The following is a 25,832-nucleotide window of genomic DNA, read 5'->3' on the forward strand; positions in this document are numbered from 1 at the left end:
CCTTCTTTTGTGGGGGAGTGCTGGGCGGTGAGACCCGCGGTACCCCCGGTTGTTTGGCCGCTGGCCCCGGTACGGGCCGCGGGCCCCCCCCCCCCCCCCACGCACAAAAACCCCCCCCCCGCCCCTCGGGTGTTCCCCGCTTCCCCCTCTCCGCCGCACCGCCTAGGCCGGCGGGCAGCTCCGAAACAGCCCCCGGCCGCAGGCCGAATCGGCGACCCGAAACCTCCGCCCCCTGCACCGCACGAGCTGGGCAGGCCGGAGGCACCAGGCGAAGCCCAGGCCGGAAGGCCGACCCCACGCCGGAGGCAGGCCCTCGGCCGGAAGGCCAACCCCACGCCGGAGGCAAGCACCCGGCCGGAGGCCAGCCCCGCTGGGGAGGCGGACCCCGGTCGGAGGGCGGTTAGCGGAGGAGGCCGGCGGTCATGCCCTCCGTTTCCGGGGGGATGGCCATCAGGCCGAGCTCGGCGGGAGTGGCCAGGTGGGGGTGGGTGGGGAGGACGCGGACGGTGTAGCCGAAGGGGCCGGTGCGGTCGAGGGTGAGAGGCCCTTCGTAGTGGTAGCGCCCCGCGCTGTCGGTGCGGGAGGTGGGCTTGAGCGAGGCGACGGTGGGATCGGCGAGCCGGTCGGCCGCGTCGACCCGGCCGGACAGGAGCTGGACGTCGACGTCCGTCGGGTCCAGCTCGCCGAGGGCGACCTCCACCCGGAGGGTGAGCGTGGAGCCCAGCTCCGGTGTGCCGCCGACCGAGCCGGTCTCCACGTGCTGGACCGAGACCCGCGGCCACTGCTGCCGTACCCGCCGCTTCCAGGCGGCCAGCGCCCCGGCCTCCTCCCCGTGTACGGCGCGGTGCGAACGGGCGGCGGGCGCGTACAGCGTGCGGACGTAGTCCTGGACCATCCGGCCGGCCACCACCTTCGGGCCGAGGGTGGTGAGGGTGTGCCGGACCATCTCGATCCAGCGGCCGGGCAGGCCCTGCGCGCCCTGGTCGTAGAAGCGCGGCGCGACCTGCTTCTCCAGCAGGTCGTAGAGCGCGGCGGCCTCCAGCTCGTCGCGGCGGTCCTCGTCGACGACGCCGTCGGCGGTGGGGATCGCCCAGCCGTTGTCGCCGTCGAACCACTCGTCCCACCAGCCGTCGAGCACCGACAGGTTGAGGCAGCCGTTGAGCGCGGCCTTCATCCCCGAGGTGCCGCAGGCCTCCAGCGGGCGCAGCGGATTGTTGAGCCAGACGTCGCAGCCGGGGTAGAGCAGCCGCGCCATCCGCATGTCGTAGTCCGGCAGGAAGACGATGCGGTGCCTGACCCGGGGGTCGTCGGTGAACCTGACCAGCTCCTGGACCAGCCGCTTGCCGCTGTCGTCGGCCGGGTGCGCCTTGCCCGCGACCACGATCTGGATCGGCCGCTCGGCGTGCAGCAGCAGGTCCATCAGCCGGTCCTGGTCGCGCAGCATGAGGGTGAGCCGCTTGTACGACGGGACCCGGCGCGCGAAGCCGATGGTGAGCACGTCGGGGTCGAGGACGCTGTCGGTCCAGCCCAGTTCTGCCTCTCCCGCGCCGCGCTGCCGCCAGGACTCGCGGACCCGGCGCCGTACGTCCTCCACGAGCTGTTCGCGCAGTTCACGGCGGAGTTCCCAGACGGCGGCGTCGGGGATGTCGGCGATGGCCTCCCAGCGGTCGGCGCCGCCGACCATCAGGGCGTCCTCGGCGCGCTGGGTGCCGATCTGCCGGGCGCCGAGCCGGAACACCTCGGGGGCGACCCAGGTGGGCGCGTGCACGCCGTTGGTGATGGACGTGATCGGCACGTCCTCCGGGTCGAAGCCCGGCCAGAGCCCGGCGAACATCTCGCGGCTGACGGAGCCGTGCAGGGTGGAGACGCCGTTGGCGCGCTGGGCCAGCCGCAGACCCATCACCGCCATGTTGAACAGGTTAGGGTCGCCCCCGGGGTAGGTCTCCATGCCCAGTTCGAGGACGCGGCCTATGTCGACGCCGGGCAGCTCGCCGCCGTCGCCGAGGTGGCGGCCGACCAGTTCGCGGTCGAAGCGGTCGATGCCCGCGGGGACGGGGGTGTGCGTGGTGAACACCGTCCCGGCCCGTACGGCCTCCAGCGCCGCGTCGAAGTCGAGCCCTTCGAGGGCCAGTTCACGGATGCGCTCCAGGCCGAGGAAACCGGCGTGGCCCTCGTTGGTGTGGAACACCTCGGGTTCGGCGTGGCCGGTGATCCGGCAGTAGGCGCGGACGGCGCGGACGCCGCCGATGCCCAGCAGCATCTCCTGGAGCAGCCGGTGCTCGCTGCCGCCGCCGTAGAGCCGGTCGGTGACGTCGCGCTCGGCGGGTTCGTTGGCCTCGACGTCGGAGTCGAGGAGCAGCAGCGGGACGCGTCCGACCTGGGCCTTCCAGATCTGGGCGCGCAGCGATCGGCCGCCGGGCAGGACGAGGGAGACCTCGGCGGGGGCGCCGTTCGTCTCGCGGAGCAGGGTGACGGGCAGTTCGTTGGGGTCGAGGACGGGGTACTGCTCCTGCTGCCAGCCCTCGCGGGAGAGGGTCTGGCGGAAGTAGCCGTGCCGGTAGAGCAGGCCGACGCCGATGATCGGGGCGCCGAGGTCGCTCGCGGCCTTCAGGTGGTCGCCGGCGAGGATGCCGAGGCCGCCGGAATACTGCGGCAGCGCGGCGGTGATGCCGAATTCGGGTGAGAAGTAGGCGATGGCTGCGGGCAGGTCGCTCTGTTCCTGATACCAGCGGGGGTTGCTGGTGTAGTCGGCCAGTTCCTCCGCCGCGGCGGCCAGGCGGCGCAGAAAGCGCCGGTCCCCGGCGAGCGCGGCGAGCCGCTCCTTGGACACGGCGCCGAGCAGCCGCACGGGGTCGCCTTGGGCGGCCCGCCAGCCCACGGGGTCGACGCTCTGGAACAGCTCCCGGGTCTCCGGGTGCCATGACCAGCGTAGGTTCTGGGCCAGCTCCCCGAGCGGGCGCAGAGGTTCCGGCAGGACGGTGCGCACGGTGAATCGACGGATTGCCTTCACGTATTCGACCGTAGACCCGATGGCGGGGGGCCTGCGGCCAGTGTCCACGATCCGGTGGTTCAAACGCGCGAACGGCGGCTCACGGAAGCGACCGGTCGCAGTGCGGATCACGCCGGTGGGCGGGGCAGGTCGTACGGGCCCGGCCGGGGGTCACCGGCCCGGCGCGTGACCGCCGTCGCCCTGTGGGTTCCGGGTGACGTGAGGGTACGGCCGTACGCGGGCGTGTCGGGTGCTTCGCGTACGGTGGGGGCGTGCGCGGGGGCGCTCTCGGGGGCGCGTGTCAGGCGCGCCCGTGGTCGGCCCCACAATGGCGTCAGGGGCAGGTCGGGGGTGGCGGATTGAGCATTCGTGACGCGCTCCCGAAACGCTTCGGTGAGGTGCTTTCGTCTCGCGGAGCGTGGGCAGGCTCCGATTGCGGGGCTTCGCGCGGAGCACGAGACTGCACCACACAGCGTCACAACGCACCGTCAGGTCCCACGGCACCACACGTACGGCACCACAGTCATGGCAGCAATCGTCCCGGATCGTCACCTATCACCTCCACACGAGTGAACGCGGACTGGAGCGGCCATGCAGGCAAGCCCGCACTGCCCGGAACAGCTAAAAAGAGCGGGGGCCCGCGAGGGAGCGGCCCGTCGCGACGCTGCTCGCCGCCGCCGTGGGCCGCTGTCCGGCGCCCCCCATCTCCGCCGTCCCATCCACAGCGCTGTCAGGTGAGGCAATGATCGGTCGTATTCCCGTCGTCGATGTCCGTCCGTTGGTGGACTGTGGCCGCCGCCCGGCGAAGGCGGTGGCAGGAGAGACCTTCGAGGTGACCGCCACCGTGTTCCGGGAGGGGCACGACGCGGTGGCCGCGAACGTGGTGCTGCGGGACCCGACCGGCAGGTCGGGGCCGTGGACGCCGATGCGCGAGCTGGAGCCCGGCACGGACCGGTGGGGCGCGCGCGTCACCCCGACGGCCGAGGGGCGCTGGACGTACTGCGTGGAGGCCTGGTCCGACCCGGTGGCGACCTGGCGGCACGCGGCGGGCATCAAGATCCCCGCCGGGATCGACACCGAACTGGTGCTGGCCGAGGGCGCGCTGCTGCACGAGCGGGCGGCGGCGGGGGTGCCCAAGAGCGACGGCAGGGCGGGCGTGCTGGCCGCGGTGGACGCGTTGCGGGACGCCTCGCGCACCCCCGCCGCCCGGCACGCGGCGGCGCTGGCGGACGACGTGGTCGGCGCACTCGACCGGTATCCGCTGCGCGAGCTGGTCAGCGCCTCCCGGCCGCTGCCGCTGCACGTGGAGCGGGAGCGGGCGCTGTACGGGTCCTGGTACGAGCTGTTCCCCCGCTCGGAGGGGGCGGTGCTCGAAGAGGGCGCCCCGCCGCGCTCGGGCACCTTCCGTACCGCGGCCGAGCGGCTGCCCGCGGTGGCCGCGATGGGTTTCGACGTGGTCTATCTGCCGCCCATTCACCCGATCGGCACAGCTTTCCGCAAGGGCCCGAACAACAGCCTGACGCCCGGCCCCGACGACGTCGGCTCGCCGTGGGCGATCGGCTCCCCCGAGGGCGGGCACGACGCCGTCCACCCGGACCTGGGCACCCTGGCGGACTTCGACCACTTCGTGGAGCGGGCCCGCGAGCTGCGGATGGAGGTGGCGCTGGACTTCGCGCTCCAGTGCTCGCCCGACCACCCGTGGGTGGCCAAGCACCCGGAGTGGTTCGCGCACCGCGCGGACGGCACGATCGCGTACGCGGAGAATCCGCCGAAGAAGTACCAGGACATCTACCCGATCGCCTTCGACGAGGACTTCGCGGGCATCGTCAGGGAGACCCTGCGGGTGCTGCGGCACTGGATGGCGCACGGGGTGCGGATCTTCCGGGTGGACAATCCGCACACCAAGCCGGTGGTGTTCTGGGAGAAGGTCATCGCGGACATCAACCGCACCGACCCGGACGTGATCTTCCTGGCGGAGGCGTTCACCCGTCCCGCGATGATGGCCACCCTCGGCCAGATCGGTTTCCAGCAGTCGTACACGTACTTCACCTGGCGTAACGACAAGAGCGAACTGACCGACTACATGCGGGAGTTGAGCGGGGAGGCGGCAGCGTGGATGCGGCCCAACTTCTTCGTGAACACCCCCGACATCCTGCACGCCTTCCTCCAGCACGGCGGCCGTCCGGCCTTCGAGGCGCGGGCGGTGCTCGCCGCGACGCTCTCGCCCACCTGGGGCGTCTACGCGGGCTTCGAACTGTGTGAGGGCACCCCTGCCAAGCCCGGCAGTGAGGAGTACCTGCACTCGGAGAAGTACGAACTCCGGCCGCGGGACTGGGCGGCGGCCGAGGCCGAGGGCCGCTCGCTCGCCCCGCTGATCACCACGCTCAACCGGCTGCGCCGCCGTCACCCGGCGCTCCAGCAGCTACGGGACATCACATTTCACCCAGTGGACAACAGCGCGGTACTGGCCTACTCCAAGCGCCGCGACGACGATGTCGTACTGGTGGTCGTCAACCTGGACCCGTTCCACACCCAGGAGGCCACCGTCTCGTTGAACATGCCGGCACTCGGGCTCTCCTGGCACGAGTCATACCCGGTGCGCGACGAGCTCACCGGGGACACCTACCACTGGGGCAGAGACAACTATGTGCGCCTTGAGCCGGGCCGCGCGCCCGCGCATGTCCTGTCGCTGCGACCGTCTCCTTCGATCGGAGGGTCACTCAGTTGATCGTCAACGAACCCGTCCCTGACACCTTCGAGGACACACCGGCCAAGGACCGTGATCCCGACTGGTTCAAACGGGCGGTGTTCTACGAAGTCCTCGTCCGGTCCTTCCAGGACAGCAACGGAGACGGCGTAGGCGACCTGAAAGGCATCACCGCCAAGCTGGACTATCTCCAGTGGCTCGGCGTGGACTGCCTCTGGTTGCCGCCGTTCTTCGCGTCACCGCTGCGGGACGGCGGATACGACGTGGCCGACTACACGGCCGTGCTGCCGGAATTCGGCGACCTGGCGGACTTCGTGGAATTCGTGGACGCCGCGCACCAGCGCGGCATGCGCGTGATCATCGACTTCGTCATGAACCACACGAGCGACCAGCACGAGTGGTTCCAGCAGTCTCGCAGCGACCCGGAGGGACCGTACGGGGACTTCTACACCTGGGCGGACGACGACAAGCAGTACGACGGCGCCCGCATCATCTTCGTCGACACCGAGACCTCGAACTGGACGTTCGACCCGGTGCGCAAGCAGTACTACTGGCACCGGTTCTTCTCCCACCAGCCGGATCTCAACTACGAGAACCCGCGGGTGCAGGAGGAGATCCTGGCCGCGCTGCGCTTCTGGCTCGACCTCGGGATCGACGGTTTCCGGCTGGACGCGGTGCCCTATCTCTTCCAGGAGGAGGGCACCAACTGCGAGAACCTGCCGCGTACCCACCAGTTCCTGAAGAAGGTGCGCTCCGAGATCGACGCGCACTACCCCGACACCGTGCTGCTGGCCGAGGCCAATCAGTGGCCCGAGGACGTCGTCGACTACTTCGGCGACTTCCGCAAGGGCGGCGACGAATGCCATATGGCGTTCCACTTCCCCGTCATGCCGCGCATCTTCATGGCGGTCAGGCGGGAATCGCGCTACCCGGTGTCGGAAATCCTGGCGAAGACTCCCGCCATCCCGGCGAGTTGCCAGTGGGGCATCTTCCTGCGGAACCACGACGAGCTGACCCTCGAAATGGTGACCGACGAGGAACGCGACTACATGTACGCGGAGTACGCCAAGGACCCGCGGATGCGCGCCAACATCGGCATCCGCAGGCGGCTGGCACCGCTGCTGGACAACGACCGCAACCAGATCGAGCTGTTCACCGCGCTGCTGCTCTCCCTGCCGGGATCCCCGATCCTGTACTACGGCGACGAGATCGGCATGGGCGACAACATCTGGCTCGGTGACCGGGACGCGGTCCGTACGCCGATGCAGTGGACCCCCGACCGCAACGCGGGCTTCTCGTCCAGCGACCCCGGACGGCTCTACCTGCCCACGATCATGGACCCGGTCTACGGGTACCAGGTCACCAATGTCGAGGCGCAGATGAGCTCACCCAGCTCGCTGCTGCACTGGACGCGGCGGATGATCGAGATCCGCAAGCAGAACCGTGCCTTCGGGCTCGGTTCCTACACCGAGCTGCCGTCGAGCAACCCGGCCGTGCTGGCGTTCCTGCGCGAGTCCGGCGACGACCTCGTGCTGTGCGTGAACAACTTCTCGCGGTTCGCCCAGCCCACCGAGCTGGATCTGCGGAGCTTCGCCGGGCGGCACCCGGTGGAGCTGATCGGCGGGGTGCGCTTCCCCGCGATCGGTCAACTGCCGTACCTGCTCACCCTCGCGGGCCACGGCTTCTACTGGTTCCGGCTCCGCCGCGAGCAGGTGTGACGGCGGGGGGCCGGAGCGACCGGCCCCCCGCAGCCGACGCGGGTGGCACACCGCCCCCGCGGCCGGCCCCCGCTCCGAGTAGCGGGCATCCCGGACCCCTGGCAGTATCCGGAGTACCCCAGCAGCACCCGCGGGGCGCATTCCGTCGTACGTCGGCTCGCTGACACATGATCGTCACGCGGGCGGGCCGTACGGCGGTTTCCTGTCACCCGCCCGGGGCAGGCTCCCCGTGTCGCCGGACAGCCCGAACCCGTCATCCGGGAGGCTGGCGCCCCCGCCGCGCGTCGAAGCGGCCGGGTGCGCGACTCCCCGGGGAAAGGACGTCATGTCGGACCGCTCCTGGACCCGTGCTCCTTCCGTACCCACCTCACCATCCGGATCCACCTCACCGTCCGTATCGAATTCACCATCGAGTTCACCATCCGTGTCGGGGTCACGCCCCGTGACGGACGCGCGCTCGGCCGCGGCTTCCTCATCCGCCCCGGCCGCCGCCTCGGCCGCGGCCTCGGCCGCCGCTTCGCCGACCGGCCCGGACGTGCCGTCCGCGAGCGGTGTGCCGCCCGTCGCCGGGCGGCCGCTGGCGCCCGGCCTGCTGCGGTCGCTCGAACCGCTGCTGCGCTCCTGGCTGCCCAAACAGCGCTGGTTCGCCGGCAAGGGCCTGCCCATCGGCGGCTTCCGGCTGGCCGCGGCCACCGAGCTGATGCCTCCCGGCGGCCGGCTCGGCCCGCTGGGGCTGCTGCACGTCCTGGTGGACGTCGAGCAGCCCGGCCGCCCCGCCGACTGCTACCAACTGCTGCTCGGCGCGCACCCGCTGCTGCCGTCGGCGCTGGTACGGGCCGCGCTCGGCCCGGCCGTCGGCGGCCCGTACGACGGCCTGACGCTCTACGACGCGCCGCACGACCCCCGGCTGGCCGCGCTGCTGCTCGAACGGCTCCGCGCGCCCGGCACCACCGGGCGGCTGCGATTCAGCGTCGAGCCGCAGGAGGAGTTCCCGCCGGGGCTGACCCCGCGCGTCTCCACCGCCGAGCAGTCCAACACCTCGGTCGTGTACGGGGACGCCTACATCCTCAAGCTGTTCCGCCGCGTCTCCCCCGGCACCAACCCGGACCTGGAGCTGTCGCTCGCGCTGGCCCACAAGGGCTCGCGGCGGGTCGCGGAGCCGGTCGCCTGGTTCGAGGCGCTGCCGCCGGAGGGCGTCATGGGCCCGCAGGGCGCGGCGGCGGGCACGACGGAGCCGACCACGCTCGGTGTGCTCCAGCGCTTCCTGCCCGGCTCGTCCGACGGCTGGGCCCTGGCCCTGGCCTCGGTCGCCGAGGACGGCGACTTCACCGGCGAGGCGGCGGCGCTCGGCCGCGCCACGGCCGAGGTGCACGGCGCTCTGGCCGACGCGCTGCCGGTCCGTACCCTGGACGGCCCAGCGCTGGAACGTATCGCCTCGGCGATGACCCGGCGGCTGGACGAGACCGCGAAGGAGGTCCCGGCCGTACGGCCGCACGTCGCGGCGCTGCGCTCGGCCTTCGACGACCTCGCGCGGCTCGGCGCGGCCCCCGGCAACGCGGTGACCGCCCAGCGGATCCACGGCGACCTGCACCTGGGGCAGGCGCTGCGCGGTCCGGACGGCGAGTGGGTGCTGATCGACTTCGAGGGCGAGCCTGCCCGGCCGCTGGCCGAACGGCGCCGGGCGGCGCCGCCGGTCCAGGACGTGGCGGGCATGCTGCGGTCCTTCGACTACGCCGCCCACCACAGCGGCAACGGTCCCTGGGCCGCCCGCCACCGGGACGCCTTCTGCGCCGGGTACGCCGCCGTGTCCGGGGTGGACCCGCGCGAACAGCCCGTGCTGATACGGGCCTTCGAGACCGACAAGGCGGTCTACGAGGCCCGGTACGAGGCGCGGCACCGCCCCGCCTGGCTCCCCATCCCGCTCTCCGCCCTGGCCCGCCTGGCCGCCGCCCCTTCTGACGCCGCCCCTTCTGAGGAGTCCAGCCCGTGACACGCCCCGACGACCGTTTCCTCCCCGAGGCCCAGGCGCGCGGCTACGACCGCGGCACCCCCCACCCGGCCGCCTCCGGCACGGCTCCGGGACCGGCCCCGCTCGCGGATACGACCCCGCCTGCCCCCTCGTCTGACGCCCCGGCGGTACCGGCCGCCCCGGTGCCGGGCGCGGGTCCTGTGGCCCCGGCGGTCACGGTGCCCGGCGCGGGCCCGGCCGCGACCGGCCGGCTCGCCGAGAGCGCCCCTCAGGGGCGCGGGGCCGAGTCCGACGTGCGGCTGCCGCCGCGTGAGCGCGAGCAGCCCACCACCGGCGGGAGGTCCGGGGCCGACCCCGAGCCCTCCTCCGGGCCGGAACCCGGAAGCCTGGTCGGCGACGACCGCCGGCGGCTGCTGGACGGCGCGCATCACGACCCGCACGGAGTGCTGGGGGCGCACCCGGTGGACGGCGGCGTCCGGATCAGGGCGCTGCGGCCGTTCGCACGGGCGGTGGCGGCCGTCGTGGACGGCGAGCGGTTCGACCTCACCGACGAGGCCGACGGCCTCTTCTCCGCGGTGCTGCCCCGCACCGACGTGCCGGAGTACCGGCTGGCCGTCACGTACGACGACGGCGAGCACATCGTGGAGGACCCGTACCGCTTCCTGCCGTCCCTCGGGGAGCTGGACCTGCATCTGATCGGGGAGGGGCGGCACGAGGAGCTGTGGAAGGCGCTGGGCTCCCGGCCGATGACGCACGGCGGCGTGACCGGTACGCGCTTCGCGGTGTGGGCGCCGAACGCGCGCGGGGTGCGCGTGGCCGGGGAGTTCAACTACTGGGACGGCACCGGCTTCCCGATGCGCTCGCTGGGCGCGACCGGGGTGTGGGAGCTGTTCGTGCCGGGCGTCGGCAGCGGGACGGCGTACAAGTACGAGATCACCCGGCCCGACGGCTCGCGCGGGATGAAGGCCGACCCGATGGCGCGGGCCACCGAGGTGCCGCCCGCGACCGCGTCGGTCGTCACGGAGTCGGCGTACGAGTGGGCCGACCAGGAGTGGATGGCCCGCAGGGGCGAACTCCCGGTGCACCGGGCGCCGTTCTCGGTCTACGAACTGCACCTGGCCTCGTGGCGGCCGGGGCTGACCTACCGTGAGCTGGCCGAGCAGTTGCCCGCGTACGTGAAGGAACTCGGCTTCACGCACGTGGAGTTGATGCCGGTCGCCGAGCACCCCTTCGGCGGTTCCTGGGGCTACCAGGTGACGTCGTACTACGCGCCGACCTCGCGGCTCGGCTCGCCCGACGACTTCCGGTACCTGGTGGACGCCCTGCACGCGGCCGGGATCGGCGTGATCATGGACTGGGTGCCCGCGCACTTCCCCAAGGACGACTGGGCGCTGGCCCGGTTCGACGGCGCGCCGCTGTACGAGCCCGCCGACCCGCGCCGGGCGGAACACCCGGACTGGGGCACCCTGGAGTTCGACTTCGGCCGTACCGAGGTGCGCAACTTCCTGGTGGCGAACGCCGTGTACTGGTGCGAGGAGTTCCACATCGACGGGCTGCGGGTGGACGCGGTGGCCTCGATGCTCTACCTCGACTACTCCCGCGAGGGCGGCGACTGGCTGCCCAACGCGTACGGCGGCCGGGAGAATCTGGACGCGGTGGCGTTCCTCCAGGAGATGAACGCGACCGTCTACCGGCGCTGTCCCGGCACCGTCACCATCGCCGAGGAGTCGACGGCCTGGGACGGGGTCACCCGGCCCACCCACCTGGTCGGCCCGGCCGGCTTCGGCGGCCTCGGCTTCGGCCTGAAGTGGAACATGGGCTGGATGCACGACTCGCTGGACTACGTCTCGCACGAGCCGGTGCACCGCAAGTACCACCACAACGAGATGACGTTCTCCATGGTGTACGCGTACTCGGAGAACTACGTGCTGCCCATCTCGCACGACGAAGTGGTGCACGGCAAGGGCTCGTTGGTGGCGAAGATGCCCGGCGACTGGTGGCAGCAGCGGGCCACCGTACGGGCGTACCTGGGCTTCATGTGGGCCCACCCCGGCAAGCAACTGCTCTTCATGGGGCAGGAGTTCGCGCAGGGCGCCGAGTGGTCGCACGAGAACGGCCCCGACTGGTGGCTGCTGGACGAGAGTTACCCGGCCGCGGCCGACCACAAGGGCGTACGCGACCTGGTCCGCGACCTGAACGCGGCGTACACGGCCGCGCCCGCGCTGTGGCAGCTCGACACCGACCCCAGCGGTTTCACCTGGATCGACGGCGGCGCGGTGGAGGACAACACCTTCTCCTTCCTCCGCTACGACGAGGCGGGTGACCCGCTGCTGTGCGTCAGCAACTTCTCCCCCGTCGTCCGCGAGAACTACCGCCTCGGCTCCCCCGACGTCGTCTGGAAGCAGGTGCTGAACACCGACGAGGCCCGTTACGGCGGCAGCGGCGTCGTGGTCGCCGAGCCCGTCAAGAGCGAGCCGACGCCCTGGAACGGCCAGCCCCACAGCATCTCGCTGACCCTTCCCCCGCTGGCGACCCTCTGGCTGCGCCCGGCGTAGCCACCGCATGACGAACACGGCCCCCGCGGGCCGGGCGACGGCCCGGCCCGCGGGGGCCGTTTGCACCCCATCAGCAGGACAGGAAAGTTTCCTAACCAAAACCCTTGTTGCGGACACGCCAGCGCTACTACCGTTCCGGCAACGCCTTTCCGGGCCCTTCCGGAAGCTCGACTCCCCGCTCAGGCAAGGAGTGTCCCCCCATGTCGTCCTCCGCAACCCCCCGCCTCCGCAGGACCGCCCTCGCCGCCGCCACCGGGCTGACCGCCGCCCTCGCGCTCGGCCTCGGCACGGCGGCCGGTTCCGCCCACGCGGCGGCGACCGCGCTGCCCAGCGGCATCTCGGCGCCCTATCTCTACCTGGGCTGGGGCAACCCGCCCTCGGCCACGTCGGTGATGTCGGCGACCGGCATCAAGCAGTTCACGATGGCCTTCATGCTCTCCGACGGCGGCTGCAACCCGAAGTGGGACGGCAGCCGCGCGCTGACCGGCGGCACCGACCAGTCCACGATCAACGCGATCAGGAACGCGGGCGGTGACGTCACCGTCTCCTTCGGCGGCTACAGCGGCAACAAGCTGGGCCAGAAGTGCACATCGGCGTCCGCGCTCGCCGGGGCGTACCAGAAGGTGATCGACGCCTACTCGCTGAAGTCGATCGACATCGACATCGAGGCGGGCGAGTTCAGCAACGCGACCGTGCGGCAGCGGGTGGTCGACGCGCTCAAGACGGTCCGCGCGAACAACAGCGCCCTGAAGATCTACGTCACCTTCGGCACCACGCCGACCGGGCCCGACTCCGCGGGCAAGGACCTGATCAAGAAGGGCGCCGCCGCCGGGCTGAACATCGACGCCTGGGCCGTCATGCCCTTCGACTACGACCAGGGCGGCACCACCGACATGCTGGCCACCACCAAGTCGGCGGTGGACGGCCTGAAGAACGCCGTCGCCAGCGCGTACGGGCTGTCCTCCGACGCCGCCTACCGCAAGGTCGGCCTGTCCTCGATGAACGGCAAGACCGACAGCGCGGGCGAGACCGTCTCGCTCGCGGACTTCAAGTCGATCGTGTCCTACGCGACCGGCCACCACTTGGCCCGCGTCAGCTTCTGGGCCCTCAACCGGGACCGCAAGTGCGGCTCCGGCGAGTCCGCGGGCGACTCGTGCAGCGGCATCACGCAGAACACGTACGACTTCACCAAGGCCCTGGCCGCGTACACCGGCTGAGGCCGCGTCAGACGGCCTCAGCCGGCCTCGGGCGAGGGCAGCGGAGGAAGGGGCGGGTCAGAAGACCGACTCCGCCTCTTCCATTCGCTCCTCGGGGACGGTCTTGAGCTGGGTGACGGCGTCGGCCAGCGGGACCAGGCCGATCGTCGTGCCCTGGAGCGAGGTCATGTGACCGAAGGCCCCCTTGTGGGCGGCCTCCACCGCGTGCCAGCCGAAGCGGTTGGCCAGCACCCGGTCGTACGCGGTCGGTACGCCGCCGCGCTGGACGTGGCCGAGGATGACCGGGCGGGCCTCCTTGCCCAGCCGCTCCTCCAGCTCCATGGCCAGCGTGGCGCCGATGCCCGCGAAGCGCTCGTGCCCGTACTTGTCGATCTCGCCGACGCCGTAGTCCATGCTGCCCTTGGCCGGGTGGGCGCCCTCGGCGACGCAGATGACGGCGAATTTCTTGCCGCGCGCGAAGCGTTCCTCGACCATCGCCACCAACTGGGACGGCTCGAAGGGGCGTTCGGGGATGCAGATGCCGTGCGCGCCGCCCGCCATGCCCGCCTCCAGGGCGATCCACCCGGCGTGCCGGCCCATCACCTCGACCACCATCACGCGCTGGTGGGACTCCGCGGTGGTCTTCAGCCGGTCTATGGCCTCGGTGGCGACGGTCACGGCGGTGTCGAAGCCGAAGGTGCGGTCGGTGCCGTTGATGTCGTTGTCGATGGTCTTGGGCACGCCCACGACCGGCATCCCGGCGTCGGAGAGCATCCGGGCGGCGGTCAGCGTGCCCTCGCCGCCGATCGGGATCAGCACGTCGATGCCGTACTCGGCGCACATCTCGTCCGCGTTGTCCGCCGCCTCGCGCAGCCGGGCGCGCTCCAGCCGGGCCGAGCCGAGGATGGTGCCGCCGCGGGCGAGGATGCCGCTCACCGAGTTGAGGTCGAGCGGCCGGAAGCGGCCCTCCAGCAGGCCGACGAAGCCGTCCTCGAAGCCGATGACCTCGTCGTCGTACCCGGTCAGCGCGCGGTGCACGACCGACCGGATGACGGCGTTGAGGCCGGGGCAGTCGCCGCCGGCGGTGAGGACTCCGATACGCATGGGCCTGTCTCTCCAGACGGTCGTCGGCTGCTGCTGTGGCGCGTGCTGTCACGCGCTGTCGGTATCCAGTGGATCACAGCGCCTGGTCACCCCGGAGCGGGGCTCCAGGTCACGGGGACTTCGGGACCAGCGTGCACTCGGTGATCCGGCCCGCCACATAGTCGTCCACATTGCGGACGGTGGCGGCGACGATCTCGTCGATCGCGTCCACCGTGAAGTACGCCTGGTGCGAGGTGATCAGCACATGCGTGAAGGTCAGCAGCCGGGCCAGGGTGTCGTCCGTCATCACCTCCAGCGACTTGTCGTAGAAGAAGACCCCGGCCTCCTCCTCGTACACGTCGAGCCCGACGCCGCCGAGCCTGCCCTCACGCAGCGTCTCGACCAGCGCGGCGGAGTCGATCAGGCCGCCGCGGCTGGAGTTGATCAGGATCGCGTCGTCCTTCATCAGCGCCAGCCGCCGCTCGCCGACCAGGTGGTGGGTGGAGGGCATCAGCGGCACATGGAGGCTGATCAGGTCCGACTCCCGGAAGAGCCGGTCCAGTTCGACGTACTCCATCCCCAGTTCGGTGCAGGCGGGGTTGACCGCGATGTCCCAGCCGAGAATCCGCATGCCGTAGCCGCGGGCGATGGCGGTGAAGGCGGTGCCGATCTTGCCGGTGCCGACCACGCCGACCGTACGGCCGTGGAAGTCCCGGCCGAGCAGGCCGTCGAGCCGGAAGTCGAAGTCGCGCGTGCGGCTCGCGGCCCGGACGATCCGCCGGTTCAGCGCCGAGGCCAGCGTCCAGGCGAACTCCGCCACCGAATACGGGGAGTAGCGGGCCACGCGCGCCACCGTCATCCCCAGCCGCTCCGCGTGGTCCAGGTCGATGTTGTTGTAGCCCGTCGAGCGCTGCGCGATCAGCTTCGTGCCGCCGCGCACCAGGGCTTCGAGCACCGGCGCGTCCAGCACCGCGTTCACACTCGTCGACACGGCCTCGTACCCCGCCGCCAGCGGCAAGGTGTCCTTGGTGAGGAACGTCTCAAGACACCGCACCTGATGGCGCGCCCCGAAGGCCGCCTCCAGCAGAGGGCGCTCGTCGCGCTGCACCCCAGTCGCCAACACGTCCACAGGACCGGCCCTCCTTACGTGAGTCCTTCCTCACTCTACGTGCGCGCCGCGCGCCCCGCGCCACGCCTCGCGGAGGCGGGCCGGTGCCCCTGGGCGGCAGGCGGTACCCGGGAGCGTTAGCGTCAGGGGTGCGTACGGCCGTACGCGAAGGGTTCAGGGCAGAACGGACGGATCAAGCGTGACGCGCAGCGTCTACCTCACGGGGATCGGCCGCGGCGACGGCCGCCAGGTGATCGAGCTGGGGGTGATGGAGCTGCTGACCCGCCAGGTCGACCGGGTCGGCGTCTACCGCCCGCTGGTCCACGACACCCCCGACCGTATTTTCGAGCTGCTGCGCAGCCGCTACCGGCTGACCCAGGACGCGGCGAGCGTCTTCGGCATGGGGTACGAGGAGGCGGCGGCGCTCCAGGCCGAGCAGGGCCAGGAGGCGCTGACCGCCCGGTTGGTGGACGGCTACCTGAGGGTGGCGGCGGAGTACGAGACGGTGCTGATCCTCGGGTCCGACTTCGCGGGCACCAACCTCCCGGCGGAGCTGGGCGTCAACGCGCGGCTGGCGAACGAGTGCGGCGCGTCGGTGCTCGCGGTGATCGGCGGTCTGGAGCAGTCGGCGGAGTCGGTGGTCGCCGAGGTGCGCAACGCGTACCACGCGTACACGAATCTGGGCTGCGACGTGATCGCGATGATCGCGAACCGGGTGGCCCCGGCGGAGGTCGCGGAGGCGGCGGAGCGGCTGGGCCGGGTCCCGGACGTGCCGGTGTACGTGCTGCCGGACGAGCCCGCGCTGTCGGCGCCGACGGTGGCGCAGATCGCGGAGACGCTGGGCGCGCGGGTGCTGCTGGGCGACGACGCGGGGATGTCCAGGGACGCGCTGGACTTCGTGTTCGGCGGCGCGATGCTGCCGACGTTCCTGCCCGCGCTGACCCCCGGCTGTGTGGTGGTGACGCCCGGCGACCGGGCGGATCTGGTGATCGGGGCGCTGGCGGCGCACTCGGCGGGGTCGCCGCCGATCGCGGGGGTGCTGCTGACGCTGGACGAGAAGCCGCCGCCGCACATCCTGGCGCTGGCGAACCGGCTGGCGCCCGGCACCCCGGTGCTGTCGGTGGCGACCGGCTCCTTCCCGACGGCGGCCGGGCTGTTCGCGCTGGACGGCAAGCTGGGCGCGGGCACACCGCGCAAGGCGGAGACGGCGCTGGGCGTGTTCGAGACGCATGTGGACACCGCGGAGCTGACCGAGCGGCTGTCGGTCGCCAGGTCGGCGCGGGTGACGCCGATGATGTTCGAGCACGCGCTGATCGAGCGGGCGCGGTCGGCGCGCAAGCGGATCGTGCTGCCCGAGGGCGGCGAGGAACGAATCCTGCGGGCCACCGAGGTGCTGCTGCGCCGCGGGGTGTGCGACCTGATCCTGCTCGGCGAGGAGGACACGCTGCGCAAGAAGGCGGCCGACCTCGGGATCTCCCTCGACCAGCCGGGCGTGAGCGTCGTCGACCCGCAGACCTCACCGCTGCGGGACCGGTTCGCCGCGCTGTACGCGCAGCTGCGCGCGCACAAGGGCGTCAGCTACGAGCTGGCGTACGACGTGGTCGCGGACGTGTCGTACTTCGGCACCCTGATGGTCCAGGAGGGCCTGGCCGACGGCATGGTGTCGGGCGCGGTGCACTCCACGGCGGCGACGATCCGCCCGGCCTTCGAGATCATCAAGACCCGCCCCGACGCGGCGATCGTCTCCTCGGTGTTCTTCATGTGCCTGGCGGACAAGGTGCTGGTGTACGGCGACTGCGCCGTCAATCCGGACCCGGACGCCGAGCAGTTGGCGGACATCGCCATCCAGGCGGCGGGCACCGCGGCCCGCTTCGACGTACAGCCGCGGATCGCGATGCTGTCGTACTCGACCGGCACCTCGGGCTCGGGCGCGGACGTCGACAAGGTGCGGGCGGCCACCGAGCTGGTCCGCGAGCGGCGGCCCGACCTGCTGGTGGAGGGGCCGATCCAGTACGACGCGGCGGTGGCGCCCTCGGTGGCGGCCACCAAGATGCCGGGGTCCGCGGTGGCCGGGCAGGCGACCGTGCTGATCTTCCCCGACCTGAACACCGGCAACAACACGTACAAGGCGGTGCAGCGCTCGGCGGGCGCGGTCGCCGTCGGACCGGTGCTCCAGGGTCTGCGCAAGCCGGTCAACGACCTGTCGCGCGGCGCGCTGGTGCAGGACATCGTCACGACGGTCGCGATCACCGCGATCCAGGCCCAGGGAGAGAACCCGTGAGCGCGACCCGTGTACTGGTCATCAACTCCGGCTCCTCGTCGGTGAAGTACCAACTGCTGGACATGGCCGACCACGCGCGTCTGGCGACCGGTCTGGTGGAGCGGATCGGCGAGGGCGGCGGTGCGCCCGACCACGCGGCGGCGCTGCACACCGTGGCGGAGCAGCTCGACGAGCAGGGCCTCGGCCTGGACTCGCCGGAGCTGGCGGCGATCGGCCACCGGGTGGTGCACGGCGGTACGCGTTTCACCGAGCCGACGCTGATCACCGACGAGGTGGTGGCCGCGATCGAGGAGCTGGTGCCGTTGGCACCTCTGCACAATCCGGCCAACATCACCGGTATCAAGGTGACGCGTGAGCTGCGGCCCGATCTGCCGCAGGTCGCGGTCTTCGACACCGCCTTCCACTCAACGATCCCGGAGGCCGCGGCGCGGTACGCGATCGACGCGGCGACCGCCGACCGGTACGGCATCCGCCGCTACGGTTTCCACGGCACCTCGCACGCCTTCGTCTCGCGGGCGACGGCGGAGCTGCTCGGCAGGGAGCCGGCCGACGTCAACGTGATCGTGCTGCACCTGGGCAACGGCGCGTCGGCCTCCGCGGTGCGCGGCGGGGTGTGCGTGGACACCTCGATGGGCCTGACGCCCCTTGAGGGGCTGGTCATGGGCACCCGCTCCGGCGACCTCGACCCGGCGGTGGTGTTCCACCTGGAGCGGGTGGCCGGCATGGGCACCGACGAGATCGACACGCTGCTGAACAAGCGCAGCGGTCTGCTGGGCCTGTGCGGTGACAACGACATGCGGGAGATCGGCCGCCGGATGGCCGAGGGCGACCGGGCGGCGCAGCTCGCCTTCGACGTCTACGCGCACCGGATCCGCCGTTACGTGGGGGCCTTCAGCGCGGTGCTGGGCCGGGTGGACGCGATCGCCTTCACGGCGGGCGTCGGCGAGAATTCGGCCGCAGTTCGCGAAGCGGCTTTGTTGGGTCTCGACAATCTAGGTGTCACTATGGACCCTGTACGCAACGCGCTTCGCGGCACTGCGGCCCGGCTGGTCTCGGCGGCGGCGTCGCGGGTGGCCGTCGCGGTGGTGCCCACTGACGAAGAGCTGGAGATCGCCCGCGATACTTACGTACTGGCGACCGAATAAGCATGGCTGACCGTCCCGCAGCCACGACCGCCCCTGGAATATTCCGGAGCGGAACAAACCGATAGGATAGCGCCCATGCGCCGAGCCAAGATCGTCTGTACCCTGGGTCCCGCCGTCGACTCCTACGACCAGCTCAAGTCGTTGGTCGAGGCGGGCATGAATGTGGCCCGTTTCAATTTCAGTCACGGCAGCCACGCCGAGCACGAGGAGCGCTACCAGCGCGTCCGTAAGATCGCCGCCGAGACCGGCCGGGCGATCGGAGTCCTCGCCGACCTCCAGGGTCCCAAGATCCGCCTCGCCAAATTCGCCGACGGACCGGTCGAGTTGATCGCGGGCGACGAGTTCACCATCACCGTCGAGGACGTCGCGGGCGACAAGTCCATCTGCGGTACCACGTACAAGGGTCTGCCGGGCGATGTCTCCAAGGGCGACCCGATCCTGATCAACGACGGCAACGTGGCGCTGCGCGTCATCGAGGTCGAGGGCCCGCGGGTCCGCACGCTGGTGGTCGAGGGCGGCGTGATCTCCGACCACAAGGGCATCAACCTGCCGGGCGCCGCGGTGAACGTGCCGGCGCTGTCCGAGAAGGACATCGACGACCTGCGGTTCGCGCTCCGGATGGGCGTCGACATGGTCGCGCTGTCCTTCGTGCGCGACGCCAAGGACGTCCGTGACGTGCACCGCGTCATGGACGAGGAGGGGCGCCGCGTCCCGGTCATCGCCAAGGTGGAGAAGCCGCAGGCGGTCGAGAACATGGAGAGCGTCGTCGCGGCGTTCGACGCGGTGATGGTGGCGCGCGGCGACCTCGCCGTGGAGTACCCGCTGGAGCAGGTGCCGGTCGTGCAGAAGCGGCTGGTCGAGATGTGCCGGCGCAACGCCAAGCCGGTGATCGTGGCGACCCAGATGATGGAGTCGATGATCACCAACTCGCGGCCCACGCGCGCCGAGGCGTCCGACGTGGCCAACGCGATCCTGGACGGCGCGGACGCGGTCATGCTGTCCGCCGAGTCGTCGGTCGGCAAGTATCCGATCGAGACCGTCAAGACGATGTCGCGGATCGTCGTGGCCGCCGAGGAGGAGCTGCTGTGCCGCGGGCTCCAGCCGCTGGCCCCCGGCAAGAAGCCCCGCACCCAGGGCGGCGCCGTGGCCCGCGCCGCCGCCGAGCTGGGCGACTTCCTGGACGCCAAGTCCCTGGTCGCCTTCACCAAGTCCGGTGACACCGCCCGCCGCCTGGCCCGCTACCGCGTGCCGGAGCCGGTCCTGGCCTTCACCACCGACCCCGCCACCCGCAACCAGCTCGCGCTGACCTGGGGTGTGGAGTCCTTCGTGGTCGAGCACGTCGACAACACCGACGCCATGGTCGAGCTCGTCGACCGCGAGATGCTCAAGCTCTCCGAGTACGCCAAGGGCGACACCGTCATCATCACCGCCGGCTCCCCTCCGGGCGTCCCCGGCACCACCAACCTCGTCCGCGTCCACCACCTCGGCGACTGACCGCCCCCTCCCCCGTAGAAACCAGAGACCAGCGACCAGCAACCGCCCGCGGCCCGCGCCCCTTCCGAAAGGGGTGCGGGCCGCGCGGCGTTGGGGGCTCGGCTAGCCGGGGGTGCCGTAGATGTGCATGCCGGGGACGTGGAGGGTGCCGCCGAACTGGGCCGCCTGGATGACGGTGGCGTTGGTGAAGAACAGTTCGGGGAGGGTCAGCGGCGGGGGCGCCTTCGGGGTGAAGGTGATGGGGATCAGCCCGAGGAGATTGCCGCTGAGGGACTCGGTGTAGAGCGTCACCGTGCCGTTGGTGAACTTCGAGGTGGAGCCCTTGGCCGCCTCGACGTTCGTCTTCGTGCCCTTGGGGCCGTCGACTATCTGGTGCAGATTGTCGATGTCGATGCCGGAGACGGTGAACTTCAGGACGTCCTTCACCGTGCCGTTGTGCGTCTTGACCTTGACTATGCCGTGGTACGACAGGCCGTGCAGGGTCAGCTTCGTGGTCTTCAGGACCCACGGGGTGTCCGGCAGCAGGGGTATGCCCTGCTCGACATCGGCGTCGGCGAGCGCCTTCGCGTCGTACACCGGGCACGGGTAGGACTGCGGGTCGTCGGTGCCGCCCGCGCTCGGGGTGGCACTGGGCGACGCCTTGTCCTTGGCGTCCTTGGCCGCGTCCTTGGCGTCCTTGGCGTCCTTCACCGTCTTGTCGAGACCGCCGACGGCGGTGTCCACGGTGTCCTTGACGGTCTTGCCGGCCGTGCCCACCGGGTCGTCGCCCTTGGCGGGCGCGCTCGCCGACGGCGACGTGCTCGGCTCGGGCTTCGCCGTCGTCGGCGCCGGGTCCGGCTGCGGGGCCTGGGTGGTGGGCGTCGCGGTCGGGGTCTTGCCGCCGCCGAGCAGCCCGCTCACCAGGTCGCCCAGGCCCAGCGGGTCCCACGGGTTGACCGACTTGGTCGGGCTCGGGGTCGCGCTCGGCGTGCCGGTCGCCCGGGACGTGTTCTCGGTCTTGCTGTCGGCGCCGCTGTCGGACGACGGGGCCTTCGCCGAGTCGGTCGGCGCGGGCGCCTCCGGGCTCGTGGAAGGACTCGGACTGCTCGACGGGCTCGGGCCGGTCGTCGGCTTCGACGTCTCCTGCCCGCCCGGCTTGTCCGTGGCCTTGCCGTCCGCCGCGCTCTTGGAGGCCGAAGGGCTCGGGGTGTCTGACTGAGTCACGCAGGGGCCGGGCTTGTACGGGTTCTTGGGCATCTCGTCGGCCTGCGCGAGATGCGGCGTGAAGCCCATGCCCATCAGTACGGCCGTGGGCATCGCGGCCAGGGCGACCGCCTTCCCGGCGGGCACGTGCAGCTTGGTCAGCAGGGACTTGCGGGGAGCCGCGTGCCGCGGTCCCGAGGTGGCCCGGTTACGGGACCCGTCGCTCTCGGCCTGCTGAGCGTCGTCACCCAGCACGGTGCCTCCCGTTCTCCTCGGTGTTCTCTTCGTCGGGCCGCGCTCCGGCGTGGACCGGCTCGGGCTGTCCGTACGCCTCAGCGGGCTCGTGGGGCCCCTGGGACTGCGCGGGCAGGGTGGGCGGAGCGTTCTCGTCGCCGCCGCCCTCAGGGGCGCCGTCGGGCAGCTCCGCCTTCTCGCCCGGCTCGTCGGTCGCCGGGACACCCGGCGCCCAGGAGACGGCGAGCGCGCCGCCGAGCAGCGCGGGCAGGAAGCCGACGAGGAAGCCGCCGAAGTTGGAGACCACCAGCGACACCAGGGCGAGCAGGATCGACGCGACACCGGCGAAGATGCGTACCGCGCTCTGGAACCACATGGTGAGGCCGAGCACGAACAGCAGGACACCGATGATCAGCGAGCCGGAGCCCGCGGTCGTCGCCATCCGGACGGTCAGTTGGCCGAGCGTGAGGTTCGCGTACGGGAAGTAGGCGATCGGCACTCCGGCGAGGAGGGTCAGCAGACCCGCCCAGAACGGGCGCCCCCAACGCCAGTGGCGGAACGACAGCCGCCAATAACGGATCCGGGCACTCAGTCCTGTTGACTCGGCGCTCATAGGAAACAGCTCCCTGGGACTGGCTTTGCTGAGAGATCGATCGGTGGCGCCGGGTGAGCCGCGTCCCGCGCGGCTCACCCGGACCACTCAGGCGGTGCTTAGTAGCACTCCACCCCGGCGCCGGAGCCCTTCTTGACGCCGAGGCTGAGGCCCGCGAGCTTGAAGGTGCCCGCGCTGGTGGCCCAGGCGGTCTGGTGCACGCCGTCGAGGATGGCCCGGTCGGCCTCCTGGGCGAACGACCCTGGGTCCGTCGCGTCCTTGTCCTTGATGCCAGGACCCTTGTGACTGTCACCGGCCGCGACACCGATGTTGATGTTCCGGAACTCCGCATCGGCGTCGAGCTGGTCGAGGTCGATGTAGAGGTTGTGTGCCACAACCGGCTTCTTCGGGTCCTTGCCGGCGGTCAACTTCAGGGTCACGTCACCGATCGGCGTCGGGACGACCACGGACTGGCACAGGCCGTTGATGGTGGCGTCGGTGAACGCCGAGACCGCGACCGGAATGTACTTGCCACCGTGCTGAACGTCGAGCGCGCCGTACTGCTCGAAGCCGGTGCCGTCCAGGTGATCCGCCGTTACCTTGAACTGCTGACCTGACACGCTGAACGACGCGGCGAGCGCGCCCTGAGCGATGGCTATACCCACCGCGGCCGTAGCCGCGACACTCGGCACCATGACGACGGCGAACCGCCGCCATCTGGTACCGCCACGAACGAGCGACTCCATTTTTCCTCCTTCTCGGACGTACATCTCCGGCCGGGATGTTCGGGTCCTGGCCTGGGATGGGAGAAGTGCTACGTCCTCGGGAAGGAGAGCGCCGGTGATCGGCGGACCGTCCCTCCCCACGAAGAAGCAAGGAGTACGGACGGCGGTGTCCGAATCTTCGGCGATCACCCCCGAGCGACAACCACTGGCCACGCTCTCGCGCAACCTGCTGGACAGGCTCCGCCGGTAGGCGAAGACCCCCCTGTCCCGGAGCGGCGGCATGAGCCGTACGCACCCACTCGGCGGGGACCCGCGGACCGTGGCGCCGACTGGCGGCCGGGCTGTGGCAACGGACCGAGCTTGGCCGATCGTGGTCCATTCGGGCGCGCCGCACAAGGGGCTCATTACTAGCGAGTAACGGATGGGTGTCGCGGCCGTGCGCCCCGGACGGGGCGATTTCACGCAGAGTAAGGAAGACCGGGGCATGTAAATCTGGCATAAAGAACATCAGCGGTCGAAACGGAGCTGATTTCTTACCGGAGGTAACGGCGACCGCTCATTGTCACGGTTTGATAAAGTGCGGTCGCCGTATCGCTAAATCTCTGAGTAAAACCGGGGCGGGCACTCGGGGAACCGGCGGTAACTGACCGCAGGGTCAGCTCGGCGGAGCGTCCCGTTCAGCCGCCCGGCCGCCTCAGAAGAGGACTCTGATCAGCGCCGTACGCGCGGCGACCACCCGGGGGTCGTCGGGGCCGATGACCTCGAACAGCTCCAGCAGCCGTACGCGGACCGCGTCGCGGTCGTCGCCCGCGGTGCGGCGCACGGTGTCCACCAGACGCGAGAAGGCGTCCTCCACATGACCGCCCACCAGATCGAGGTCGGCGGCGGCGAGCTGCGCGGTGACGTCGGAGGGTGACGCGGCGGCGGCCTCGCGGACCGCCTGCTGGTCGGCGCCCTGTACGCGGTCGAGCAGCTCGGCCTGGGCCAGGCCCAGCTTGGCCTCGGCGTTGCCCGGCTCGTCGGAGAGCACATTGCGGTACGCCTGGATGGCGCCGCCCAGGTCACCGGCGTCCAGCGCGTCGTGCGCGGCGGACAGCGCCAGCTCCTGCGGGGTGGCCGGGCGCGGGGGCGCCTCGGCGGCCGGGGCCGCGCCCTGGGCGGCGGCGTCCGTGTCGACCTCGGGGCCGACGATGCCGAAGCGCTGCTCGGCGACGGCGATCAACTGGTCGAGCACTTCGGTGATCTGGTCCTCGGGCGCGCTGCCCTGGAAGAGCGGCATGGCCTGCCCGGCCAGCACCGCGAAGACCGCGGGCACTCCCTGGACACCGAACTGCTGGAAGAGCATCTGGTTGGCGTAGACCTCGGCGGTGGCGAGGACGAAGCGCCCGCGGTACTCGGCGGTGAGCCGTTCCAGTACCGCGTTGAGCTGCTTGCTCGCGTCGGCCTGGTCGGCCCAGAAGCTGATGACGACCGGGACTTCGGCGGAGCGCTGGAGGACGTCGCTCTCGAAGGTCTCCTCGGTCACCTCGATGACGAGCGGCGAAGCGGTGTGGGCGTCGGCGTTCGCGGGGTCCTGCCGCTGCGCCCTGGCCTGCTCGGCCTTCACCTTGGCCTCACCGGCCGCCTTCACCGCGGCGAGGTCGACCACGCCGCTCATGGACATGTTCCGTGGCTGCATGAGGTCAATCCTCCCCCCTACCGGAGCCGATCGTGCACAGACCCCGGATAGACCCCGGATCTGGTGGTGCTGAGCGGTGCTGTCGGTACGGATCCCCATCCGCACCCGTGGTTGTCGCACGTTTCGCTACGGGTCGTAGCGTAACTGCCCTGAGCTGCCCGGCGGAAGCCGCCCGATGTGATACCGGTCACTCGTCACGTAACCTACCGGCCGGTATGGTCCGCCTTATGGAGCCGCTCGTGGAGCCCCCCGCCCCTCACAGACGCACCGGCCGCCCGCGGAGTGCCGAGGCGGACCGCGCGATCCTCGGCGCCACCCGCGAGGCGCTGGTCGAACTGGGCTGGGGAAAGCTGACGCTGAGCGACGTGGCGGCCCGCGCGGGCGTCGCCAAGACCACCCTCTACCGGCGCTGGAACGGCAAGAACGAGCTGGTCGTCGACGCCATCGCCGCCCTGTTCGAGGAGCAGCTCGACCTCCCGGACCTCGGCAGCCTGCACGCCGACATCCGCGGCGTGGTCCTGCGCTTCGCCGAACTCCTCAACCGGCCCGCCATCAGAACGGGCCTGATGGCCGTCGTCGCCGAGGCCACCCACGACGACGCCCTGCGGCTGCGCATCCGCGAGGCGATCGTCGACCGCCAGAAGCACCTCGTCCTCCTCGGCCGCCACCGCGCCCAGCAGCGCGGCGAACTCCCCCCGGACCCCCCCGCTCCGTGCGACCCCGCCCTCGCCGGCCGCGACGCCGACCTCATCTTCGACGTCATCGCCGGCACCGTCGTCCACCGCGTGATGGTCAGCGCCGGCCCGGTCGACCCCGACTGGGCCGACCGCCTCGCCCTCCTCCTGACCACCGGCCTCACCGGCGTCAGGAGCTAGGGGCCGGAGCCAGGGGGCCGGAGGCGGCCGGCCCCGGCGTCAGGGGGTCGCGTTCACAGCGCCGCACTCCGGGGTCTCCACGCCTGCCACGAAGTGGTCGAACTCCCCGGCGCGGACGCCCTTGACGAAGGCCTCCCATTTGGCGGGGGTGGTGACGGCCACGATCTCCGGCTGCTCGGTTTCGCGGATGTGAATCATCCCGTCGTCGCCGACGGTCGCTTCAAGGGCCACGAACGTCCTTTCGCTGGAGGGCCGGTGGATTGCGCACGAGATGTCGAGGCTACCCAGCGAACAGCGAACG

At 71.2% G+C, this 25,832-nt stretch carries 17 protein-coding genes; 9 read left to right on the forward strand and 8 right to left on the reverse strand.

The genetic code is table 11. From position 1 onward, the window contains the following. Positions 1-400: 400 nt before the first annotated feature. The gene (glgP, locus tag ACZ4EF_RS26475) at positions 401-3,010 is read right to left on the reverse strand and encodes an alpha-glucan family phosphorylase (RefSeq protein WP_355349580.1); all 2,610 of its coding nucleotides are present in this window, start codon (positions 3,008-3,010) and stop codon (positions 401-403) included. A 721-nt stretch (positions 3,011-3,731) separates the two neighbouring features. Between glgP and ACZ4EF_RS26480 the strand changes: the two genes are divergently transcribed. From ACZ4EF_RS26480 to ACZ4EF_RS26500, 5 genes are all read left to right on the forward strand, one after another. Next, on the forward strand, positions 3,732-5,717 hold the full coding sequence (locus ACZ4EF_RS26480; RefSeq protein ID WP_391044652.1) for an alpha-1,4-glucan--maltose-1-phosphate maltosyltransferase: 1,986 nt from the start codon (positions 3,732-3,734) through the stop codon (positions 5,715-5,717). Continuing rightward, positions 5,714-7,414, forward strand: a complete 1,701-nt coding sequence (gene treS, locus ACZ4EF_RS26485; protein ID WP_355349586.1) for a maltose alpha-D-glucosyltransferase — start codon at positions 5,714-5,716, stop codon at positions 7,412-7,414. The genes ACZ4EF_RS26480 and treS overlap by 4 nt, the downstream gene beginning before the upstream one ends. Positions 7,415-7,856: 442 nt before the next feature. Beyond that, positions 7,857-9,404, forward strand: coding sequence for a maltokinase N-terminal cap-like domain-containing protein (locus ACZ4EF_RS26490; RefSeq protein ID WP_467506592.1), 1,548 nt, complete (start codon positions 7,857-7,859; stop codon positions 9,402-9,404). Continuing rightward, positions 9,401-11,938, forward strand: coding sequence for a 1,4-alpha-glucan branching enzyme (glgB, locus tag ACZ4EF_RS26495; RefSeq protein ID WP_467506593.1), 2,538 nt, complete (start codon positions 9,401-9,403; stop codon positions 11,936-11,938). Before ACZ4EF_RS26490 ends, glgB begins: the two co-directional genes overlap by 4 nt. A gap of 200 nt (positions 11,939-12,138) precedes the next feature. Further along, entirely contained in the window at positions 12,139-13,155 is a 1,017-nt protein-coding gene (locus ACZ4EF_RS26500; RefSeq protein ID WP_355349592.1) for a chitinase, read from the forward strand. Positions 13,156-13,212: 57 nt separating this feature from the next. Here the strand turns inward: ACZ4EF_RS26500 and ACZ4EF_RS26505 are convergent, their stop codons facing one another. Further along, entirely contained in the window at positions 13,213-14,238 is a 1,026-nt protein-coding gene (locus ACZ4EF_RS26505; protein WP_355349595.1) for an ATP-dependent 6-phosphofructokinase, read from the reverse strand. A gap of 109 nt (positions 14,239-14,347) precedes the next feature. Continuing rightward, positions 14,348-15,346 (reverse strand): 2-hydroxyacid dehydrogenase, encoded by a 999-nt coding sequence (locus tag ACZ4EF_RS26510; protein ID WP_355349598.1) that lies wholly within the window; start codon positions 15,344-15,346, stop codon positions 14,348-14,350. Between the two features lie 178 nt (positions 15,347-15,524). Between ACZ4EF_RS26510 and pta the strand changes: the two genes are divergently transcribed. The 3 genes from pta (at position 15,525) to pyk (ending at position 20,245) form a co-directional block, all read left to right on the forward strand. Further along, positions 15,525-17,606, forward strand: a complete 2,082-nt coding sequence (gene pta, locus ACZ4EF_RS26515; RefSeq protein ID WP_355349601.1) for a phosphate acetyltransferase — start codon at positions 15,525-15,527, stop codon at positions 17,604-17,606. After that, positions 17,603-18,751, forward strand: coding sequence for an acetate/propionate family kinase (locus tag ACZ4EF_RS26520; protein ID WP_391044645.1), 1,149 nt, complete (start codon positions 17,603-17,605; stop codon positions 18,749-18,751). The genes pta and ACZ4EF_RS26520 overlap by 4 nt, the downstream gene beginning before the upstream one ends. Before the next feature lie 75 nt (positions 18,752-18,826). Next, positions 18,827-20,245, forward strand: coding sequence for a pyruvate kinase (pyk, locus tag ACZ4EF_RS26525; RefSeq protein ID WP_355349607.1), 1,419 nt, complete (start codon positions 18,827-18,829; stop codon positions 20,243-20,245). 102 nt (positions 20,246-20,347) lie between these two features. Here pyk and ACZ4EF_RS26530 read toward each other — a convergent pair whose 3' ends face one another. The 4 genes from ACZ4EF_RS26530 to ACZ4EF_RS26545 all read right to left on the reverse strand — a co-directional run bounded on the left by ACZ4EF_RS26530 (position 20,348) and on the right by ACZ4EF_RS26545 (position 24,656). Then, positions 20,348-21,682, reverse strand: a complete 1,335-nt coding sequence (locus tag ACZ4EF_RS26530; protein ID WP_401306265.1) for a hypothetical protein — start codon at positions 21,680-21,682, stop codon at positions 20,348-20,350. Continuing rightward, positions 21,672-22,274, reverse strand: coding sequence for a DUF6114 domain-containing protein (locus ACZ4EF_RS26535; protein WP_355349613.1), 603 nt, complete (start codon positions 22,272-22,274; stop codon positions 21,672-21,674). Before ACZ4EF_RS26535 ends, ACZ4EF_RS26530 begins: the two co-directional genes overlap by 11 nt. Before the next feature lie 98 nt (positions 22,275-22,372). Continuing rightward, entirely contained in the window at positions 22,373-22,999 is a 627-nt protein-coding gene (locus ACZ4EF_RS26540; protein ID WP_355349616.1) for a DUF6230 family protein, read from the reverse strand. 673 nt (positions 23,000-23,672) lie between these two features. Continuing rightward, positions 23,673-24,656 carry a tetratricopeptide repeat protein gene (locus ACZ4EF_RS26545; protein ID WP_355349619.1) on the reverse strand — a complete coding sequence of 328 codons (984 nt, stop codon included), beginning with the start codon at positions 24,654-24,656 and terminating at the stop codon, positions 23,673-23,675. A 227-nt stretch (positions 24,657-24,883) separates the two neighbouring features. Here ACZ4EF_RS26545 and ACZ4EF_RS26550 point away from each other — a divergent pair, with 227 nt between their 5' ends. Beyond that, positions 24,884-25,531, forward strand: a complete 648-nt coding sequence (locus ACZ4EF_RS26550) for a TetR/AcrR family transcriptional regulator (protein WP_355349622.1) — start codon at positions 24,884-24,886, stop codon at positions 25,529-25,531. Between the two features lie 39 nt (positions 25,532-25,570). Here the strand turns inward: ACZ4EF_RS26550 and ACZ4EF_RS26555 are convergent, their stop codons facing one another. Further along, entirely contained in the window at positions 25,571-25,762 is a 192-nt protein-coding gene (locus tag ACZ4EF_RS26555; protein ID WP_355349625.1) for a DUF397 domain-containing protein, read from the reverse strand. Positions 25,763-25,832: the final 70 nt, after the last annotated feature.

The sequence above is a fragment of the Streptomyces sp. NPDC025721 genome, assembly GCF_055558595.1.

Coding starts and splice junctions, on each gene's coding strand:
- ACZ4EF_RS26500 (WP_355349592.1), top strand. CDS start 12,139: ATGTCGTCCTCCGCAACCCCCCGCCTCCGCAGGACCGCCCTCGCCGCC.
- ACZ4EF_RS26540 (WP_355349616.1), bottom strand. CDS start 22,999: ATGGAGTCGCTCGTTCGTGGCGGTACCAGATGGCGGCGGTTCGCCGTC.
- ACZ4EF_RS26550 (WP_355349622.1), top strand. CDS start 24,884: ATGGAGCCGCTCGTGGAGCCCCCCGCCCCTCACAGACGCACCGGCCGC.
- pyk (WP_355349607.1), top strand. CDS start 18,827: ATGCGCCGAGCCAAGATCGTCTGTACCCTGGGTCCCGCCGTCGACTCC.
- ACZ4EF_RS26545 (WP_355349619.1), bottom strand. CDS start 24,656: ATGCAGCCACGGAACATGTCCATGAGCGGCGTGGTCGACCTCGCCGCG.
- ACZ4EF_RS26505 (WP_355349595.1), bottom strand. CDS start 14,238: ATGCGTATCGGAGTCCTCACCGCCGGCGGCGACTGCCCCGGCCTCAAC.
- ACZ4EF_RS26535 (WP_355349613.1), bottom strand. CDS start 22,274: ATGAGCGCCGAGTCAACAGGACTGAGTGCCCGGATCCGTTATTGGCGG.
- ACZ4EF_RS26480 (WP_391044652.1), top strand. CDS start 3,732: ATGATCGGTCGTATTCCCGTCGTCGATGTCCGTCCGTTGGTGGACTGT.